This is a genomic window from Nocardioides fonticola (genome assembly GCF_039536805.1).
GTDB classification, from domain to species: Bacteria; Actinomycetota; Actinomycetes; order Propionibacteriales; family Nocardioidaceae; genus Nocardioides; species Nocardioides fonticola.
Genome location: NZ_BAAAZH010000010.1, coordinates 69,023 through 89,100 on the forward strand (window position 1 = coordinate 69,023; position 20,078 = coordinate 89,100).

The window sequence follows — 20,078 nt, forward strand, 5'->3', positions numbered from 1 at the left end:
GGCACCGGCGACGGCGGGACGTCGTCCGTCAGGCGTCGATCGTGCTGAGGTCGCCGTAGCGGTCGCCGACCACGGCGTCGGCGGGCACGGCCTCGCGCAGCCCGTCGAGGTCGGCGGAGGACAGCTCGATCGCCACCGCGCCGACGTTCTCCTCCAGGTAGGGGATGCGGCGCGTGCCGGGGATCGGGGCGACGTCGTCCCCCTGGGCGAGTACCCACGCGAGCGCGAGCTGGCCAGGCGTGACGCCCTTCTCGGCCGCGATCGCGCCGATGCGGTCGACCAGTCGGAGGTTGGCCTCGAGCGCCTCGCCGTTCAGGCGCGGGAAGTAGGCGCTGTTGCGGGAGTCGCCGGCCTCGAGGCTGCCCGGCGTCAGGCGGCCGGTGAGGATGCCGCGACCCAGCGGGGAGTACGGCACGAGCCCGATGCCGAGCTCGCGCAGGGTCGGGAGGATCTCGGCCTCCAGGTCGCGGGTGAACAGCGAGTACTCCGTCTGCAGGGCCGTGATCGGGTGGACGGCGTGGGCGCGCCGGATCGTCTCGGCCGAGGCCTCGGAGAGTCCGAGGTGACGCACCTTGCCGGCCTCGACGAGCTGGGCCATCGCGCCGACGGTCTCCTCGATCGGCACCGTCTTGTCGACCCGGTGCTGGTAGTAGAGGTCGATGTGGTCGACGCCGAGGCGCTGCAGCGAGGCGTCGCAGGCGGCGCGGACGTACTCGGGCTTGCCGTTCACGCCGAGCCGGGTGCCGTCGGGCAGCCGCTGGTTGCCGAACTTGGTGGCCAGCTGCACCTCGTCGCGGCGGTCGGCGATCGCGCGGCCGACCAGCTGCTCGTTGGTGAAGGGGCCGTACATGTCGGCGGTGTCGAGGAAGGTGACGCCGAGGTCGAGTGCCCGGTGGATCGTCGCGATGCCGCCGGCCTCGTCGGGGGTGCCGTAGAACTCCGACATGCCCATGCAGCCGAGGCCGAGGGCGGAGACGGTGAGGGGCGCGGCGGTGCCCAGGGTGCGGGTCGGAATGCTCATGATCGCCAGCTTCCCGCGCGTCCGGGGAGCACGGAAGACCTCAGGGGTGATGCGCCGGTGGCCCGCGGCCGGTCCGCTGTCGACCTAGGGCAGGGTCAGGCCGGGGCGCGCAGCATGGCGACGGTCATGGCCACGAGGTTCGCCACGAACCGTTCGTCGTCGAGCTGGGGACGCCGCAGGCGTCCGGCCTCGACGTCCTCATCGAGTGCTCGCGCGCGGTCGGCCACGGCCCGCAGCACGAAGGCCGTCATCAGCGCGAGCCGCTCCTCGCGCAGCTCGCCGGGCAGGGGCGGGAGGCGCTGCTCGATGAGCTCGTAGACCTCCACCCCGCCGCTGCGCACCAGGGTCTCGCTCACGGCGGCCAGCGCGGCGGTCTCCTCCTCGGCGATGAGGTCGGCGACGATGACGAGGAAGCAGCGGCCGCTCCAGCCGGTGGCCGCGAGCTCGGTGGTCGGTCGCACGATCGCCTCGACGGCGCTCGCCAGATCGTCGTCCGGGCGGGTGCGCGCGAACGCCAGCAGCTCCCGCTCGCGGACGCCGAGGAAGTCGACGTGCTGGTCGAGCACCGCGATCAGCAGACCGGTGCGCGAGCCGAAGTGGTAGTGCACCGCGCCGCGGTTGCGCTGCCCCGCCTGCCGGGTGATGTCGAGCAGCGATGCGTTGCGCACCCCGTGGGCGGCGAAGGCGCGGGTTGCCGCCTCGACCAGGCGGGCCCTGGTCTCGCGGGAGAGCACCGTGCTCGCGGCACCGGCGGGGGGCGCGTCACTCACAGCCGCGGCACGATCCGGCCGAGGAGCTCGCCCATCCGGGACGCCGCCGCGCGACCGGCCTCGAGCACCTCCGCGTGGTCGAGCGGCTGGTCGCTGATGCCGGCGGCGAGGTTGGTCACCAGGCTGATGCCGAGGATCTCCATGCCCGCGGCCCGGGCGGCGATGGCCTCCAGCGACGTGCTCATCCCGACGAGGTCGCCGCCGATGATGCCGGCCATCCGCACCTCGGCCGGCGTCTCGTAGTGAGGGCCGGTGAACTGCACGTACACGCCCTCCTCGAGGCTCGGGTCGAGCTCGCGGCACAGCGCGCGCAGTCGCCGGGAGTAGAGGTCGGTGAGGTCGACGAACGTCGCTCCGACGAGCGGGCTGCGGCCGGTGAGGTTGATGTGGTCGCTGATGAGCACCGGCGTGCCGGGGGTCCAGTGCGGCTTCAGGCCGCCGCACCCGTTGGTCAGCACGATCGTGCGGCAGCCGGCCTTCGCGGCCGTGCGCACCGGGTGGACGACCGCGTCGACGCCCTTGCCCTCGTAGTAGTGGGTGCGGGAGAGGAACACCAGCAGCTGCTTGTCGCCGGCGCGCACCGAGCGGATGCGGCCGGAATGCCCGGCCACCGCCGCGGCGGAGAAGCCCGGGAGATCGGTGGTGGCGATCTCGGCGGTGGCCTCGCCGAGGGCGTCGACGGCGGGCAGCCACCCGGACCCGAGGACGAGGGCGACGTCGTGACGCTCGACGCCGGTGAGCTCGGCCAGCCGGGCGGCGGCCTCCGCGGCGAGGGCGTCGGCGACCCGAGGGTCGCCGGGGGCGGCGGGATCGGCGGGACCGGCGGGCGAGGTCGGGATCGTGGCACTCACCCGCCCCACCCTAGTGCGGCACCAGGCCGCGGAAGGGCGGCGGGAATGCACCCGGCCCCCTCGGTGTTCGCCCACCGCGACGACGGCGTCGCTGCTGCACGCCCCCGCCCCTGCCCGTCCGGGACGCCCCGGATCCGACGCTGCCCGAGGACGACCCGTGACCACGCCTGCGCCCGCTCCCGGAACGACCGCCGCACCGACGACCGCCCACCGAGCACGGGCGATCGCCGTGCTCGTGCTGTTCCTGGCCTCCTTCATGGACCTGCTCGACACCACGATCGTCAACGTCGCCCTGCCCTCGATCGCCCGCGACCTCGACGCGACGCCGTCCCAGCTGGAGTGGATCGTCTCGGGCTACGTGCTGGCCTTCGCCGTCGTGCTCATCACGACGGGGCGCCTGGGCGACCTCCTGGGCCGCAAGCGGGTGTTCCTCGTCGGAGTCGCTGGCTTCACGGTGGCCTCGGCCGCGGCCGGCCTCGCGCCGACGGCGGAGGTGCTCGTCGGAGCGCGACTCGTGCAGGGCCTCTTCGCGGCCACGATGGTGCCGCAGGTGCTCTCGATCATCCAGGTGCTCTATGCGCCGAAGGAGCGCGCCGGGGTGCTCGGCGCGTACGGCGCCATCACCGGCTCGGCGGCCGTCGCGGGCCCGCTGCTCGGCGGCATCCTCACCACCTACGACGTCCTGGGCCTGGAGTGGCGCAGCATCTTCGTCATCAACATCCCCGTCGGCGTGCTGCTGATGGTGCTCGGCTCCTCGGCGATCCCGGAGTCGCGCAGCGACCACGCCGCCCGGCTCGACCTGCGCGGCGTCCTGCTCTCCTCGCTGGCGCTCTTCCTCGTGGTGTTCGCGCTCATCGAGGGCCGGCCGCAGGGGTGGCCGTGGTGGATCTGGACGATGCTCGCCGCCAGCGTCGTCCTGCTCGGCGTCTTCGTGCTCAGCCAGCGGGTGCTCGAGCGCTCCGGGGGCGACCCGCTGGTACCGCTCCAGCTGTTCGGTGACCGCGGCTACTCCGCCGGCGCGCTGACGTCGTTCGCGTTCTTCGGCTCGATCGGGGCGATGTTCTTCGGCCTGATCCTCTACCTCCAGATCGGCCTGGGGTTCAGCCCGATCCGGGCCGCGCTCGCCACGCTTCCGTTCAGCATCGGCGCCTTCCTCGCCTCCGGCGCCTCGGTGCCGCTGGTCACGCGGCTCGGCAAGGGTCTGGTGTTCACCGGACTGGCGTTCTTCACCGTCGCCGTCGGCTGGCTGGGCCAGAGCGTCGCCCACCACGGCGACGCGCTGCAGGCCAAGGAGCTCATCGGCCCGATGTTCCTCGGTGGCGTCGGGCTCGCGTTCGCCGCCGTGCCGCTGCTCGACGTCGCCCTCGCCACGGTGCCGGTCCGCTCGGCCGGCGCCGCCTCCGGCGTCCTGGGCACGGTGCAGCAGGTCGGGGCAGCGGTGCTGCTGGCCGTCGTCGGCGTGGTCTTCTTCCACACCGCCGAGGGCGTGCCCTCCCCGCAGGTCTACCGCGACGCGCTGCTGAACGCGCTGTGGGTGCCGGGCATCGCGCTGGGGATGGCGGCGCTCACGAGCCTGCTGCTGCCCGGCGTCGAGGCGGTGCGCCGCCACAAGGACGAGGCGGAGGCCGCCGAGCTCGCCGAGGCGGAAATGACCGGGGTCGAGGTGGCGGGGGTCGAGGTGGCCGGGGTCGAGGCCGCCGGGACGCCGTCCACCCCGGTCTGATCGAGCGGAGTCACCTCCGCCACTCCCGTCACCTGTGAGGGGCGAAACCTGCAGCCGCCTCAGCCTGAATCCACCGGTTCCCCGCTACTGCGCGACACCATCCGGGCGCCCTGGCTTCGTTGCCGACGCTCGATGGTGCAACCAGACCGCCGTCGCGCCGGCGCCTTGCCAGGACACCCGCCTGGTGCCGCTCGCTACGCGGCGCACCGGTGGATGCAGGCTCAGAGCCCCGTCGACCGACACGGACGACGTCGCAGCTCGGCCACGTAGTCGTCCGGTGCGCCGGCGGCCTCGGCCGCGTCGGCCAGCAGACCCAGGTGGATCGCGGAGGGCAGACCGCCCTCGTAGGCGTCGAGCACGTAGGTCCACACGACCTGCTCGCCGGTCAGCGTGGAGATGCGCACCCGGGTCTTGCGGTAGAGGCCGAGGTCGGCCTGCTCCCACTGGTCGAGGGACGACTCGTCCTCGCGGGTGATGTCGTAGACCGCCACGAAGACCTGCTCGAAGGGGTCCTGGACGATCGTCGTCAGCGCGCCGTCCCAGCCGTGCTCCTCGCCGCCGAAGGTGAGTCGCCAGCCCTGGAGCCACCCCGTCGTCTGGAGAGGGGAGTGCGGGCACCGCTCGCTCATCCGCGTCGGGTCGAGATTGGTCCCGTAGGCGGCGTAGAGCGTCACGGGATCGCAGCGTAGTGCCTCGTGCCGCCCGCGTTCGGCGGCGGGTGGCGACGGCACTAGGCTGACCGCGTGACCCATTTCGATGTCCTGGTCCTCGGCGCCGGCCCCGGAGGGTACGTCGCCGCCATCCGCGCCGCCCAACTCGGCAAGACCGTCGCCGTGGTGGAGGAGAAGTACTGGGGCGGGGTGTGCCTCAACGTCGGCTGCATCCCCTCCAAGGCGCTGCTGAAGAACGCCGAGCTCGCCCACGTGCTCACCCACGAGAAGGCCAAGTACGGCATCGAGGGCGACGCCACCATGAGCTTCGGCCCCACCCACGCCCGCAGCCGGCAGGTCAGCGCCGGCATCGTCAAGGGCGTCCACTTCCTCATGAAGAAGAACAAGATCACCGAGATCGACGGCTGGGGCACCCTCACCGGCCCGCAGTCGATCGACGTCAAGGGCCCCGACGGCTCGGTGACCTCCTACACCTGCACCGACCTCATCATCGCCGCCGGTGCCACCGTGCGCCTCGTGCCCGGCGTCGAGCTGAGCCAGAACGTCGTCACCTACGAGGAGCAGATCCTCACCGACCAGCTGCCCGGCTCGATCATCATCGGCGGCTCGGGCGCGATCGGCGTCGAGTTCGCCTACGTGATGAAGAACTTCGGCGTCGACGTCACCATCGTGGAGTTCCTCGACCGCATGGTGCCCACCGAGGACGCCGACGTGTCCAAGGAGCTCGCCAAGCACTACAAGAAGCTCGGCGTGCAGGTGCTCACCTCGACCGCGGTCAAGCAGGTCGTCGACACCGGCTCCGGCGTCCGCGTGACGGTCGCGCCGGCGGGCGGCGGCGAGGAGCAGGTGCTCGAGGCCGACAAGTTCCTCGCGGCCTTCGGCTTCGCGCCGCGCACCGCCGGCTACGGGCTGGAGGCCACCGGCGTCGCGCTCACCGAGCGGGGCGCGATCGCGGTCGACGAGTACGGCCGCACCAACGTGCCGCACGTCTACGCGATCGGCGACGTCACCGGCAAGATGATGCTCGCCCACGTGGCCGAGGCCATGGGCATCGTCGCCGCCGAGACCATCGCCGGTGCCGAGACCATGCCGATCGACTTCGACATGATCCCGCGCGCCACCTACTGCCAGCCGCAGATCGGTTCCTTCGGCTACACCGAGGCGCAGGCCAAGGAGCGCGGCTACGACGTCAAGACCGCCACCTTCCCGTTCTCGGCCAACGGCAAGGCGCAGGGCCTCGGCGACGCCGTCGGCTTCGTGAAGGTCGTCGCCGACGCCGAGCACAACGAGATCCTCGGCGCGCACATGATCGGCCCCGACGTCACCGAGCAGCTGCCGGTGCTGACCCTGGCCCAGCAGTGGGACCTCACCGCCGACGAGGTGGCGCGCAACGTGTTCGCGCACCCGACGCTCTCGGAGGCGGTCAAGGAGGCCGTGCACGGCATCGCCGGGCACATGATCAACTTCTGAGCCGCTCCGGCGTCCAACGCTTCACCCCCATCGGGTCCCGGCCGGTCGGCCGGGACCCGATGTGCGTCCGGCGCCGTCAGTTGAGAGGATGAGGGCCATGGCGGACGGCGTGGTGATCATCGGTGGCGGCCCCGGCGGCTACGAGGCGGCGCTCGTCGCCCGGCAGCTCGGCAGCGACGTCACCCTGGTCGACACCGACGGCCCCGGCGGCTCGGCCGTCCTCACCGACTGCGTGCCGAGCAAGACCCTCATCGCCACCTCCGAGCTGATGACCGAGGTGTCCTCGGCCGCCGAGCTCGGGGTCGCCTTCCACGACAGCGAGGGCGACGCCGCCACGACGATCCGGGTCGATCTGGCCCGCGTCAACGCGCGTGTCAAGGCGCTCGCCGCCGAGCAGAGCTCCGACATCTCCCGGCGCCTCGACCGGGACGGCGTCCGCATCGTGCGAGGTCGCGGTCGCCTCGAGGGCCCCGGTCGCGTCGTCGCCGCGCTGAACGACGGCGGCGAGGAGGTCATCGACGCCGACGCCGTGCTGATCGCCACGGGCGCCGCGCCGCGCACTCTGCCCAGCGCCCAGCCCGACGGGGAGCGCATCCTCACCTGGGAGCAGGTCTACGACCTCACCGAGGTGCCCACCGAGCTGATCGTCGTCGGCTCGGGCGTCACCGGCGCCGAGTTCGCCAGTGCCTACCTGGCCCTCGGCATCCCCGTCACCCTGGTCTCCAGCCGCGACCGTGTGCTGCCCGGCGAGGACGCCGACGCCTCGGCGGTGCTCGAGGAGGTGCTGACCCGCCGCGGCATGACCGTGCTCTCCCGCTCGCGCATGGAGTCGGTGACCCGCGACGGCGACGTCGTCACCGTGGCGCTCACCGACGGCCGCACCGTGCAGGGCAGCCACTGCATCCTCGCGCTCGGCTCGGTGCCGAACACCTCCGGCATCGGCCTGGAGGAGTCCGGGGTCATCCTCAAGGACGGCGGTTTCATCAACGTCGACCGCGTCTCGCGCACCTCGGCCCGCGGGGTCTACGCGGCCGGCGACTGCACCGGCGTCCTCATGCTCGCCAGCGTCGCGGCGATGCAGGGCCGCATCGCGATGTGGCACTTCCTCGGCGACACGGTGCACCCGCTCGACCTGAAGAAGGTCGCCTCCAACGTCTTCACCTCGCCCGAGATCGCGACCGTCGGCTGGTCCCAGCAGGCCGTCGACGCCGGGGAGATCTCGGCCGAGGTCGTCATGCTGCCGCTCTCGGGCAACCCGCGCGCGAAGATGCAGGGCGTGCGCGACGGCTTCGTGAAGCTGTTCTGCCGCCCGGGCACCGGCATCGTCGTCGGGGGAGTGGTGGTCGGCCCCCGGGCCAGCGAGCTCATCCACCCGGTCTCGCTCGCCGTCGCCGAGTCGATCACCGCCGACCAGCTCGCCCAGGCCTTCACCGTCTACCCCTCGATGAGCGGTTCGGTGGCCGAGGCCGCGCGGCGCCTGCACCACTTCTGAGTCGCGCCGCCCGAACCGCCCGATCCGCCCGGCCCGGACGGCAACCGGGCTGGGCTTGGCGGCGTCCCCCTGGCATGCTGGCGCCGGTGACCCTCCTCTCTCGGACCCTCCTCACCTCGATCGTCGCGACGGCCGCGCTCGCGAGCGCCGTCCCGGCATCGGCCTCCACGCTGGCTGATCCGGCCGCACGCCGCCTCGACTCGATCACCCTCGAGGGCCACGGCTACGGCCACGGCCACGGGCTCTCCCAGTACGGCGCCGAGGGCGCCGCCCGCGAGGGCCTCTCGACCGGGCAGATCCTGCGCTTCTACTACCCCGGCACGAAGGTCGGTCGCCTCGGCGGCACCGTGCGGGTGCTCCTCACCGACCTCGACGACCGCCTCGTCGTGAAGGCCCAGTCGAGCCTGACGGTCGCGAAGGTCGGATCGGGCCGCCACCGCACGCGGGCGATCGATGCGAAGGCCACCTGGTGGCGCGTCGTCCCCGACGGGACGACGAACCGGGTCGAACGCCGTCGGGGCGGCTCGTGGAAGCTGTGGCGCAGCGTCGCGGGCGATGTCGAGTTCGCCGCCGACGCCCCGCTGACGGTGAAGACCGCGGACGGCGAGGTGCAGTACCGCGGCACGCTGCGCTCGGTGCGGTCGGAGGCCACCCCCGAGGGCCGCGAGATCGTCAACCACGTGTCGTTGGAGAACTACCTGCGGGGCGTGGTGCCGCGCGAGGTGCCCGCGCTGTGGCACGGCGCCGCGGTGCGCGCCCAGGCGATCGCCGCCCGCACCTACGCGGCCTTCGAACGGGCCGATGCCCGGGGTGCGGCCTACGACCTGTGCGACACCGCCGCCTGCCAGGTCTACGGTGGCGCCTCGGCCGAGCACCCGGCGTCCGACGCCGCGGTCAAGGCCACCGCCGGCCAGGTGCTCACCGAGGGCGGCGAGCCGATCTTCGCCCAGTTCTCGGCGAGCAACGGCGGCTGGACCGCCGCCGGCGACTACGACTACCTGCCCGCGCAGGAGGACCCCTACGACGGGTGGAGCGGCAACCCCTACACCGACTGGACGGCGACGCTCACGGCCGCCGACATCGAGGCCCAGTGGCCCGCGATCGGCGACCTCACCGGCATCACCATCGACCAGCGCGACGGCAACGGGGAGTGGGGCGGTCGGGTGCTGTCGATGACGATCGCGGGCACGGCGGGCTCGGTCGTGGTCTCCGGAGCGACGTTCCGCACCCGGTTCGGCCTGCGCGAGACCTGGTTCCAGCTCGCCTGACGAGGGGTGCGCAACGGCCCGGCGCCGTCCCGGGAGAACTACAGATCTGTAGTTACTGGCGAGGGCTGCGGGGCGCGTGGGACCTGTGATGCGATGAGGCACGTGCTCCCTCGACCTCTCGGCCGGATCCTCGCCCTGACCGCCCTCGCACCGCTGCTCGGAGCGCTCGTCGGCATGCCCGTCGCGCCCGCCGTCGCGGCCGGGACGGCGTCCCGCGACACCGTGTGGCAGGTCGGATCGGCGACGAGCTTCCGCGTGCTGGGGCACGGCTACGGCCACGGGCACGGGATGTCGCAGTACGGCGCCGAGGGCGCTGCCCGCCAGGGGCTCGACCACCGTCGCATCCTCGCCTTCTACTACCCGGGCACCCGCCTGGACGACGCCGGCGGGCGCATCCGGGTCTGGCTCTCGGCCGCCGACCCCCGGGCGATCGAGGTCGCCGCGACCGACGGGCTCACCCTCATCGACGACGGCCGCCCCGCCGGTGACCGACGGGTTCCCTTGGACGACGCGGGTGTCGACCGCTGGCGGCTGACCGGCAGCGTGCTGCGCGCCCACGACGACGCCGGCTGGCGGCGCGTGCTCCAGGTGCGCGGCACCGGCGCGTTCGCCGCCGGTGGCCGGCCGATCCGGCTGCTGAGCGTGAGCGGCACGCCGTCCTATCGGGGCCGGCTCTACGTCGCCCGAATCCCCAGCGGCCAGCCGGTCGTCGTCAACGCGCTCGGACTGGAGACCTACCTGCGCGGCGTGGTCCCGCGCGAGATCCCGGCGTCGTGGAGCCCGGCGGCCGTGCAGGCGCAGGCGGTGGCCGCCCGCACCTACGCGGTCTTCGAGCGCTTCCCGGGCAACACCACCTACGACCTCTGCGACACCGGCGCCTGCCAGGTCTACGCCGGCGCCGACGCCGAGCAGCCGGCCTCCGACGCCGCGATCGAGGCCACCGAGCACGAGATCCTCACCGCCGACGGCGAGCCGGCCTTCACCCAGTTCGGGTCGAGCAACGGCGGCTGGAGCGCCGCAGGCTCCCAGCCTTACCTGCGCGCCGTCGAGGATCCCTACGACGGGTGGTCGGGCAACCCGGTGCACACCTGGCGCACCCGCCTGAGCGTGGCATCCATCGAGAAGGCCTACCCCACGCTCGGCGAGCTGCGCAGCGTGCGGGTGACCGGCCGCGACGGCAACGGCGACTGGGGCGGTCGGGTCGGGGGCGTGACGCTCGTCGGCACCGACGCCACCGTGCGGGTGAGCGGCGACGCGTTCCGCTCGACCTTCGGGCTGCGCTCGACCTGGTTCACGCTGCGGACGAGCTGACCCGCTCCCGCACGACGGCGCGGACGACGAGCCCGGCGACCAGCGCCCAGAAGGCCGCGCCGATGCCGGCCACCGTCACGCCGGAGGCCGCCACGAGCAGGGTGACCGCGGCCGCCTCCCGCTCGCTCGGATCGGCCAGCGACTCGCCGAGGGCGGAGGCCAGGGTGCCGAGCAGGGCGAGACCCGCGGCGGCCTGGACGACGCCGTCCGGTGCCGCGGCGACGAGCGCGGTCAGCAGCCCGGCCGCGCCGGCCAGCACGAGGTAGAGGCTGCCGGCGGTGATCGAGGAGAGCCAGCGCCGGTCGCGGTCGGGACCGGCCGTCGGTCCGGCGCCGAGGGCGGCGGTGATGGCCGCGAGGTTGACCGCGTGACCGCCGAAGGGGGCGCCGAGCATCGTCGCGACCCCGGTGACGCCCATCGACTCCCGCCACGGCACGCGGTAGTCGAAGGCGCGCATGATCGCCACGCCCGGCACGTTCTGCGAGGCCATCGTGACGACGTAGAGCGGCAGGGCGATCGAGACCAGCGCCGCCGGCGTCCACGACGGCGTCGTGAGCGTCAGTGAGGGGAGCACGTCGCCGGCCTGCAACCGGCCGCCGGCGTCGACGGCGATGATCGCCAGCGCGACCCCGAGCGAGGCCGGCACCGCCCACCGGCGCGACACGCGGTGCATGACGAGCCAGGTGAGCACGACCGGCGCCACGAAGCCCGGCGAGTCGGCCAGCGCCGTCACCGGCGCCAGGCACAGCGGCAGCAGGACGCCGGCCAGCATCGCGCGCGCCAGCGGCACCGGGATCGCGGCCACCAGATCGCCCAGCGCGGTGATCAGACCGGTCAGCACGATCAGCACGCCGACCACCACGAACGCCCCCACCGCGGCCGGCCACCCGCCGTCCACGGGGCCGGTCGAGGCGAGCACGGCGGCGCCAGGTGTCGACCAGGCGAGCGCGATCGGGATGCGGTGGCGGCGGGCCAGGGCGATCATCGCGACGCCCTGGAGCAGGCACAGCACCACCAGGCCGGACTCGGCCTGGGCGGGGCTCGCGCCGACCGCCCGCAGGCCGGTCAGGACGACGACGAAGCTGCTGGTGAAGCCGACCAGGGCCGTGACCACGCCCGCCAGGATCGGCGCCAGGCGGGCGTGGTCGCGGTCGGTGGCGGTGTCGCTCACGCGGGGGTGAGCACGAGCACCAGGTCGCCGCCCTCGACGGCCTGGGTGCTGCGCAGGGCGACCCGTTGCACGGTGCCGGCGACGGGCGCGGTGATGGAGGCCTCCATCTTCATCGCCTCGATGGTCGCCACGGTCTCGCCGGCCTCGACGCTGCGGCCCTCCTCGACGACCACGGTGACCGCGCCCTGGAACGGCGCTGCCACGTGACCGGGGTTGCCGGGATCGGCCTTCTCGGCGGCCGCGACCTCGGCGGCGATCGAGCGGTCGCGCACGCTGATCGGGCGCAGCTGACCGTTGATGAGCGCCATGACGGTGCGGAAGCCGCGCTCGTCGGGCTGGCTCACCGACTGCACGCCGAGGATGAGGGTCTTGCCCTCGTCGAGCTCGACCTCGTGCTCCTCGCCGTGCCGCAGCCCGTACAGGTAGTCGAGGGTGTCGAGCACCGACAGGTCGCCGTAGCGCTCGACGCTCTCGGCGTAGGTGCGGGTCGGGCCGGGGAAGAGCAGCTCGTTGAGCGTGCGACGACGCACGCCGGCATCGGGGTCGTCGAGGGCGGCCGACGCGGCGTCGTCCAGCTCGCCCGTGGACGGCGTCCAGGTGCGGCCCGCCAGGGCCTTGGTGCGGAACGGCTCGGGCCACCCGCCCGGCGGGTCGCCGAGCTCGCCGCTGAGGAAGCCGATCACCGAGTCGGGGATGTCGAAGCGCTGCGGGTCGGCCGCGAACTCGGCCGGGTCGGCGCCCAGGCCGACGAGGGCCAGGGCGAGGTCGCCGACGACCTTCGAGGACGGCGTCACCTTCACCACGTTGCCGAGGATGTCGTTAGCCGCGGCGTACATGTCCTCGACCTGCTCGAACTTCTCGCCCAGGCCCAGCGCGATCGCCTGCTGGCGCAGGTTGGAGAGCTGGCCGCCGGGGATCTCGTGGCGGTAGACCCGGCCGGTGGGGGAGGGCAGCCCCGACTCGAACGGCGCGTACACGCGGCGCACGGCCTCCCAGTACGGCTCGAGCGCGTTGACCGCGGCCAGGTCGAGCCCGGTCTCGCGGGTGCCGTGGTCGGTGGCCGAGACCAGCGCCGAGAGCGGCGGCTGGCTGGTGGTGCCGGCCATCGAGGCGGTGGCGGCGTCGACGGCGTCGACACCGGCCTCGATCGCGGTGAGCAGGGTGGCGAGCTGGCCGCCGGCGGTGTCGTGGGTGTGCAGGTGCACCGGCAGGTCGAACTCGCGGCGCAGCGCGGTGACCAGCGTCCGAGCGGCCGGTGCGCGCAGCAGGCCGGCCATGTCCTTGATGCACAGCACGTGGGCGCCGGCCTCGACGATGCGCTCGGCCAGCTTGAGGTAGTAGTCGAGGGTGTAGAGCTTCTCGCCCGGGCTGGAGAGGTCGCCGGTGTAGCACAGCGCCACCTCGGCCAGCGTCGTGCCGGTCTCGCGCACGGCCTCGATCGCCGGACGCATCTGCTCGACGTCGTTGAGGGCGTCGAAGATGCGGAACACGTCGAGGCCGGTGCGGGCGGCCTCCTCCACGAAGGCGGTGGTGACCTTCGTCGGGTACGGCGTGTAGCCGACCGTGTTGCGCCCGCGCAGCAGCATCTGCAGGCAGATGTTCGGCACGGCCTCGCGCAGCGCGGCCAACCGCTCCCAGGGGTCCTCGGCGAGGAAGCGCAGGGCGACGTCGTACGTCGCCCCGCCCCAGGCCTCCAGCGACCACAGCTGCGGCGTCGTGCGGGCCACGTGGGGGGCGACGGCGAGCAGGTCGCGGGTGCGGACCCGGGTCGCGAGGAGCGACTGGTGGGCATCACGGAAGGTGGTGTCGGTGACGGCCACGAGGTCCTGGGCGCGCAGGCGGCGCGCGAACTCCTCCGGGCCGACCTCGAGCAGCAGCTGCCGGGTGCCGGACGGCGGCGCGACGCCCAGGTCGGTGGCCGGCAGCTTGGCCGACGGCGCGATCGAGACCGGCGCCGGACCGTGGGGCTGGTTGACGGTCACGTCGGCGAGGTAGGTGAGCAGCTTGGTGCCGCGGTCGCCGGGTCCACGGGCGTTCAGCAGCTGCGGGTGGGTCTCGATGAAGGACGTCGTGATGTGGCCCGCCGCGAAGTCGGGGTCGGCCAGCACCGCCTGGAGGAAGGCGATGTTCGTCGAGACGCCGCGGATGCGGAACTCCGCGATCGCGCGCTTGGCCTTGTCGACGGCGGCCTCGAAGGTGCGGCCGCGGCAGGTGAGCTTGGCGAGCATCGAGTCGAAGTGCGCCGAGATCTCCGCGCCCGTGTAGGTGGTGCCGCCGTCCAGCCGCACGCCGCCGCCGCCGGGGGAGCGGTAGGTGGTGATGATGCCGGTGTCGGGGCGGAAGTTGTTGGCGGGGTCCTCGGTGGTGATGCGGCACTGGAGGGCGGCACCGCGCAGCCGCACGGTGTCCTGGGAGAGTCCGAGGTCGGCGAGGGTCTCGCCGGAGGCGATGCGCAGCTGCGACTGCACCAGGTCGACGTCGGTGACCTCCTCGGTGACCGTGTGCTCGACCTGGATGCGCGGGTTCATCTCGATGAACACGTACGGTGGGGGGACGTCGTCCCCCCACGCCCCCCGGTGTGCCGCGACGGCACGTGAATCCAGGAGGAACTCGACGGTGCCGGCGTTGCAGTAGCCGATCTCCCGGGCGAACCGGACGGCGTCGGCGCACATGCGGTCGCGCAGCTCGGGGTCGAGGTTCGGGGCGGGCGCGATCTCGACGACCTTCTGGTGCCGGCGCTGCACCGAGCAGTCGCGCTCGAAGAGGTGGATGACCTCCCCGGTCGCGTCGGCCAGGATCTGCACCTCGATGTGGCGCGGGTCGACGACGGCCTGCTCGATGAAGACCGTCGGGTCGCCGAACGCGCCGTCGGCCTCGCGCATGCAGGTCTCGACCGCCTCGCGCAGGTCGGCGGGGTCGTCGACGCGCCGCATGCCGCGCCCGCCGCCGCCGGCGACGGCCTTGACGAACAGCGGGAAGGGCAGGTCGGCGGCTGCCGCGAGCAGCTCCTCGACGTCGGTCGAGGGCGGCACGCTCGCCAGTGTCGGGACGCCGGCCGCCTTCGCCGCGGCGATGGCGCGGGCCTTGTTGCCGGTCAGCTCGAGCACCTGCGAGCTCGGACCCACGAAGGTGATGCCGGCGGCGGCGCAGGCCTCGGCGAGTGCGGGGTTCTCCGAGAGGAAGCCGTAGCCGGGGTAGACCGCGTCGGCGCCGGCGCGCACCGCGACGTCGACGATCGCCTGCGGGTCGAGGTAGGCGCGCACGGGGTGGCCGCGCTCGCCGATCTCGTAGGCCTCGTCGGCCTTGAGGCGGTGCTCGGACCAGCGGTCCTCGTAGGGGAAGACCGCGACGGTGCGCGCGCCCACCTCGTAGGCCGCCCGGAACGCGCGGACGGCGATCTCGCCGCGATTGGCCACCAGCACCTTGGAGAACATGGCCGGGAGGCTACCCACGGCCACGTTGCATGGGTATGAAGCGTCTTGATCCGCGTCACACCCGGGACGCGCTGCTCGGATACCGGACGCCGGCCGGTCGGCAGATGGGTCTCAGGTCGCTTCGGTGAGGCGCCGGGGAGCGTGCCGCCAGCGGCGTTCCATCGGCCTCTCGACGATGGTGTAGAGCGCTCCGGAGAGGGCGAGGCACACCGCGAACGCCACGAGCACCAGCGACCACTCCAGGGCCGGCCCGCCGCCGAGGCGCTGGGCGAACTCGTGCTGCACCTTCAGCACCGAGGCCTGCACGAGGTAGAAGGCGTAGGACCACTCGCCGAGCCGCATGGCCACCGGCGAGGTGATGACGGTGCGGCGTCCGGAGAGGTCGGAGGTCGCGGCGGCGGCCAGCAGCAGCGCGAACGGGACGACGGTGACGATGCTGACCGTGCTCCACGGCGGGGTGACCCCGGTGAGCGCGTAGGCGCCCAGGGAGAGCAGCAGCGCCCCGCCGAGCCCGACGGGCGGCCGCCAGCCGTTCTTCACCGCGTGGGCCACCAGCATGCCGACGATGAAGTCGGAGATGCGGGTCGCGGGCAGCACGTAGATCGCCCAGAAGGCCGGGTCGGTCTGGTCGGAGCCGGTCGGGTGCAGCACCAGCGCCGGCCCCAGCATGAGGACGGCGGCCAGCACGCCCAGCCCGATCCGCCCGCGTCGGTGCGGCAGGGCCAGCACGAGCAGCGGGAAGCACAGGTAGAAGAAGGCCTCGGCCGAGATCGACCAGCCGGGGCCGTTGCCGCCGAAGTACACGGCCGGCACCGGGATCCACGCCTGGAGCGCGACCACCGACGGCAGCGCGGCGACGATCGCCTTGATCGGGTTGCCCGAGGCGAGGAGGAGCAGGAGCGTGGCGCCGGCCAGGCACACCCAGTAGACGGGCGCGATGCGGGCGAAGCGGCGGCGGTAGAACCCGCGGACGTCGTCCCCCTCGCGGCGCGACCAGGTGAGCACGAAGCCCGAGAGCATGAAGAAGAAGGCGACACCGATGTAGCCGCGCCCGGCGATCGCCATCGCGACGTCGTGCACCGTGCCGTCGAGGGAGTGGGTGCTCGCGTGGAAGGCGAACACCGCCAGGGCGGCGGGGAAGCGGAGCCCGGTGAGGGAGTCCAGGCGCACCCCGGCGGACGGCGTCGCCGCCGCCGACGGAGTGGCCTGGGTGCTCACCGGGCTCGCCGCCTCAGTCCTTGAGCTCGCAGATGACCGCGCCGTTGGAGATGGTCGCGCCGACCTCGGCGGACAGGCCGGTGACGGTGCCGGCCTTGTGCGCCTTGAGCGGCTGCTCCATCTTCATCGCCTCGATGACCACGACGACGTCGCCCTCGGCGACGCTCTGGCCCTCCTCGACGGCGATCTTGACCACGGTGCCCTGCATGGGGCTGGTGACGGCGTCGCCCGAGGCGGCCGCGCCGGCCTTCTTGCCGGCCGCCCGCTTCGGCTTGGCCTTGCCGCCGGCCGGGGCCGAGGCGATACCGCCCAGGCCGGCCGGCAGGACGACGTCGAGGCGTCGGCCGCCGACCTCGACGGTGACCTTCTGGCGCTCGCCGGCGTCCTCGGCCTCGCCGAACGCACCGCTGTAGGGGGCGATGTCGTTGTCGAAGTCGGTCTCGATCCAGGTCGTGTAGACGTCGAAGGAGCCTTCGCCGGTCGGGTTGGAGGCGCCGATGTAGGCGGGGTCCTCCAGCACGCGGCGGTGGAAGGGGATGACGGTGGGCATGCCGTCGACCTCGAACTCGGCCAGCGCGCGGCGCGAGCGCTCGATCGCCTGCTGGCGGGTGGTGCCGGTGACGATGAGCTTGGCGATGAGGGAGTCGAACGCGCCCGGGATGGTCTGACCGTTCTCGTAGCCGCCGTCGACGCGGACGCCGGGGCCCTGCGGCGGGTTCCAGGCGGTCAGGGTGCCGGGGGCCGGCATGAAGTTGCGGCCGCCGTCCTCGGCGTTGATGCGGTACTCGATGGCGTGGCCGCGGATCTCGGGGTCGCCGTAGCCGAGCTCCTCGCCGGCGGCGATGCGGAACATCTCGCGCACGAGGTCGATGCCGGTGACCTCCTCGGAGACGCAGTGCTCGACCTGGAGGCGGGTGTTGACCTCGAGGAAGGAGATGGTGCCGTCGCGGCCCACGAGGAACTCGCAGGTGCCGGCGCCGACGTACTCGGCCTCCTTGAGGATGGCCTTGGACGACTCGTAGAGGCGGTGGATCTGGTCGTCGGTCAGGAACGGCGCGGGCGCCTCCTCGACGAGCTTCTGGTGGCGGCGCTGCAGCGAGCAGTCGCGGGTGGAGACCACCACGACGTTGCCGTACTGGTCGGCCAGGCACTGGGTCTCGACGTGGCGCGGACGGTCGAGGAACTTCTCGACCAGGCACTCGCCGCGGCCGAAGGCGGTGACGGCCTCGCGGACGGCGGACTCGTACTGCTCGGGGATCTCCTCGAGCGTGCGGGCGACCTTGAGGCCGCGACCGCCGCCGCCGAAGACCGCCTTGATGGCGACCGGCAGGCCGTTGGCCTTGGCGAACTCGACGACCTCGTCGGCGTCCTTGACGGGGTCCTTGGTGCCGGGGGCGAGGGGCGCGTTCGCCTTCTGCGCGATGTGCTTGGCCTTCGCCTTGTCGCCGAGCGCGTCGATGGCCGCCGGCGGGGGACCGATCCAGATGAGGCCCGCGTCGATGACGGCCTGGGCGAACTGCGCGTTCTCGGCGAGGAAGCCGTAGCCCGGGTGCACCGAGTCGGCGCCCGAGCGCTGGGCCACCGCGATGATCTTGGCGATGTCGAGGTAGGAGTCGGCGGGGGTCGCGCCCTCCAGCGAGTAGGCCTCGTCGGCCATCCGCACGAAGACGGCGTCCCGGTCGGGCTCGGCGTAGACCGCCACGCTTCCGATCCCGGCGTCCTTGCAGGCACGGATCACGCGGACCGCGATCTCGCCCCGGTTGGCGACGAGGACCTTCTGCAATGGCTTGATATCCGGCACGACGACTCTCCTGATGCGGCGACGGGGGCAGGGGCGATCGCGCAGGTGGACCGCCGGAGCGCAGGCTACCGCTCGCCTCGGCGTCCCTCTCGGCGGGTCTCAGAAGGAGCGGCCCGGTACGACGCCGGTGCACCGATTGCTCGCGCGAGCGAGCCGACCACGAGCCGACCACGAGCCGACCAGCAGCCGCCCAGCAGCCGCCCAGGAGCCGACCGTGAGCCGACCACGAACCAAGAGCGCCGTTCGGATGCGCGCCGGGGTCGGTTTCTGGGAGACTGCGCACGATCGAACCTGATCACCCCCCGTCACCTCCCTCCCTTCCTCTGCGTCGCACCTCGTGAGCGGTGTCCGAGCCCGGTGTCTAGACCATTCCGGGATCGCCCGTAACTGTTCACGGTCTGTTTCGTTGGGACGGGAGATAGATCTGGTCGATGGGGACCGGCCGGATGTCTGACCGTGGAGGGACGGCAGTGACACTTTTCGATGCTCGTCAGATGGACGACCTGGGAGTCGTCTGGGATGACGCCAGCGACGTCGCACTCGTGACGGCCGCTCGAGCCGGCGACGCCGGCGCGCTCTCGACCCTGATGGCGCGGCACGCGCCCGCCGTCCAGGGCATCGCCGACACCGTCGGCCCGCGCGCCTACGACGAGTCGTGGGCGGAGGTCGCGGCGACCGTGAGCGGTCACCTGCCGATCACCGCTCCCGTGCGGATGCTCTGGCTGGCCGCGATCAGCGGTGAGGACATCGCCGCCGACCGGGTCACCGGCGACGCCGGCTGGGACGCCATCTGGCACTCCTTCCGCTCGATGGCCGACGCCTGGCAGACCGCTCTGTGGCACCAGGAGGTCGAGGGGGAGCAGGCGCTCGCCATCGGCCCGATCCTCGGCATCGGCGAGATCGACACCCGTCGTGCGCTCCACTCGGCGCGCGCCCTCCTGCGCCGGCTCACCGCCCGCCGCCTCGAGGCGGGCACCGACGCCGGCTGCATGGAGCTCGTCGGCTACCTGCGTCACGAGGCCCCCGGTCGTCTCGACAACGACCTGCGCCGCAGCCTGCGCGAGCACGGCCGGCACTGCGACGCCTGCCTCGGCCTGGTCCGCGCCATGTTCACCCTCGACATCTCGCTGCGCGAGGTGCTCGCGGGTCGCGTCCTCGGCGAGCACGCCGCCGACTACCTGCGCACCCGCGGCATCGCCCGTGCCGAGCGCACCCCGCTGGTCTCGACCGTCAGCGTCGCCGCGGCCCGGGCGGCCAAGCCCACCGCGCTGGCCGGCGTGTCGGTGCTCGGCGCGGCCGCCGTCGTCGGCGCGCTGACCATCCACGGCCCCAAGGCGACCCTCCCGCAGGCGCTGACCAGCGACACCCGCCAGGGCGTCCTCCCGACGAGCCTGTCGGGTGCCTCGATCGGGAAGCTCGACCTGCGACGCGAGCGCACCGTGGTCATCCCGGCGGGCATCCGCAAGGCCACCCCGGTCGCCACCCCTGCGGTGACCGACACGGCCGCGGGCCCGAAGAACACCGCCGGCTCCACCCCGTCGACCCCCTCGACGCCGAGCACCCCGTCGACCCCGAGCACCCCCTCGACCCCGTCGACGCCGTCGACGCCGTCCACCCCGAGCACGCCGGAGACGCCCGACAAGCCCTCGAGCAACGGCGGCGGCGGGCTGGTCTCGGTCACCCCCACCGACGGCGGCGTGAGCGTCGGCGTCAACGTGCCGGGTGCGCCCTCGGTGGGCGTCACGGTCGGCTCGGGCGGTGTCGGCGTGAACGTCGGCGGCGTCGGCCTCCAGCTCGGCGGCGGCTCCGGCTCGGGCTCCTCGACCGGCTCCTCGGGTCCGGTCTCCGGCCTGGTCGGTTCCCTCCTCGGCGGCTGA

The 20,078-nt window shown here is 73.2% G+C and carries 14 protein-coding genes; 6 read left to right on the top strand and 8 right to left on the bottom strand.

The annotated features are described in order from the left end of the window. Window positions 1-28: 28 nt before the first annotated feature. From ABD671_RS05625 to ABD671_RS05635, 3 genes are all read right to left on the bottom strand, one after another. On the bottom strand, window positions 29-1,021 hold the full coding sequence (locus tag ABD671_RS05625) for an aldo/keto reductase (RefSeq protein WP_344732277.1): 993 nt from the start codon (window positions 1,019-1,021) through the stop codon (window positions 29-31). A gap of 95 nt (window positions 1,022-1,116) precedes the next feature. Further along, window positions 1,117-1,791, bottom strand: coding sequence for a TetR family transcriptional regulator (locus tag ABD671_RS05630; RefSeq protein WP_344732278.1), 675 nt, complete (start codon window positions 1,789-1,791; stop codon window positions 1,117-1,119). Beyond that, on the bottom strand, window positions 1,788-2,642 hold the full coding sequence (locus ABD671_RS05635) for a purine-nucleoside phosphorylase (protein WP_344732279.1): 855 nt from the start codon (window positions 2,640-2,642) through the stop codon (window positions 1,788-1,790). Before ABD671_RS05635 ends, ABD671_RS05630 begins: the two co-directional genes overlap by 4 nt. Before the next feature lie 157 nt (window positions 2,643-2,799). On the opposite strand from ABD671_RS05635, the gene ABD671_RS05640 reads away from it, so the two are divergent. Beyond that, a complete protein-coding gene (locus tag ABD671_RS05640; RefSeq protein WP_344732280.1) occupies window positions 2,800-4,365 on the top strand; it encodes an MFS transporter in 1,566 nt (521 codons plus the stop codon). 221 nt (window positions 4,366-4,586) lie between these two features. Here the strand turns inward: ABD671_RS05640 and ABD671_RS05645 are convergent, their stop codons facing one another. Continuing rightward, window positions 4,587-5,039, bottom strand: coding sequence for a gamma-glutamylcyclotransferase family protein (locus ABD671_RS05645; RefSeq protein ID WP_344732281.1), 453 nt, complete (start codon window positions 5,037-5,039; stop codon window positions 4,587-4,589). A gap of 69 nt (window positions 5,040-5,108) precedes the next feature. Between ABD671_RS05645 and lpdA the strand changes: the two genes are divergently transcribed. From lpdA to ABD671_RS05665, 4 genes are all read left to right on the top strand, one after another. After that, a complete protein-coding gene (gene lpdA, locus ABD671_RS05650; protein ID WP_344732282.1) occupies window positions 5,109-6,506 on the top strand; it encodes a dihydrolipoyl dehydrogenase in 1,398 nt (465 codons plus the stop codon). A gap of 97 nt (window positions 6,507-6,603) precedes the next feature. After that, window positions 6,604-7,998, top strand: a complete 1,395-nt coding sequence (locus tag ABD671_RS05655) for an NAD(P)H-quinone dehydrogenase (protein WP_344732283.1) — start codon at window positions 6,604-6,606, stop codon at window positions 7,996-7,998. An 86-nt stretch (window positions 7,999-8,084) separates the two neighbouring features. Further along, window positions 8,085-9,266 carry a SpoIID/LytB domain-containing protein gene (locus ABD671_RS05660; protein ID WP_344732284.1) on the top strand — a complete coding sequence of 394 codons (1,182 nt, stop codon included), beginning with the start codon at window positions 8,085-8,087 and terminating at the stop codon, window positions 9,264-9,266. Between the two features lie 102 nt (window positions 9,267-9,368). Continuing rightward, a complete protein-coding gene (locus ABD671_RS05665; protein WP_344732285.1) occupies window positions 9,369-10,577 on the top strand; it encodes a SpoIID/LytB domain-containing protein in 1,209 nt (402 codons plus the stop codon). Here ABD671_RS05665 and ABD671_RS05670 read toward each other — a convergent pair. From ABD671_RS05670 to ABD671_RS05685, 4 genes are all read right to left on the bottom strand, one after another. Beyond that, the gene (locus ABD671_RS05670; RefSeq protein ID WP_344732286.1) at window positions 10,558-11,748 is read right to left on the bottom strand and encodes a benzoate/H(+) symporter BenE family transporter; all 1,191 of its coding nucleotides are present in this window, start codon (window positions 11,746-11,748) and stop codon (window positions 10,558-10,560) included. The two genes, ABD671_RS05665 and ABD671_RS05670, sit on opposite strands and share 20 nt — an antisense overlap. Next, window positions 11,745-15,182, bottom strand: a complete 3,438-nt coding sequence (locus ABD671_RS05675) for a pyruvate carboxylase (protein ID WP_344732287.1) — start codon at window positions 15,180-15,182, stop codon at window positions 11,745-11,747. Before ABD671_RS05675 ends, ABD671_RS05670 begins: the two co-directional genes overlap by 4 nt. A 111-nt stretch (window positions 15,183-15,293) precedes the next feature. Next, on the bottom strand, window positions 15,294-16,400 hold the full coding sequence (locus ABD671_RS05680) for an acyltransferase family protein (RefSeq protein ID WP_344732288.1): 1,107 nt from the start codon (window positions 16,398-16,400) through the stop codon (window positions 15,294-15,296). Between the two features lie 13 nt (window positions 16,401-16,413). Beyond that, a complete protein-coding gene (locus ABD671_RS05685; protein ID WP_344732289.1) occupies window positions 16,414-18,201 on the bottom strand; it encodes an acetyl/propionyl/methylcrotonyl-CoA carboxylase subunit alpha in 1,788 nt (595 codons plus the stop codon). Between the two features lie 494 nt (window positions 18,202-18,695). Between ABD671_RS05685 and ABD671_RS05690 the strand changes: the two genes are divergently transcribed. Continuing rightward, a complete protein-coding gene (locus tag ABD671_RS05690) occupies window positions 18,696-20,078 on the top strand; it encodes a hypothetical protein (protein WP_344732291.1) in 1,383 nt (460 codons plus the stop codon).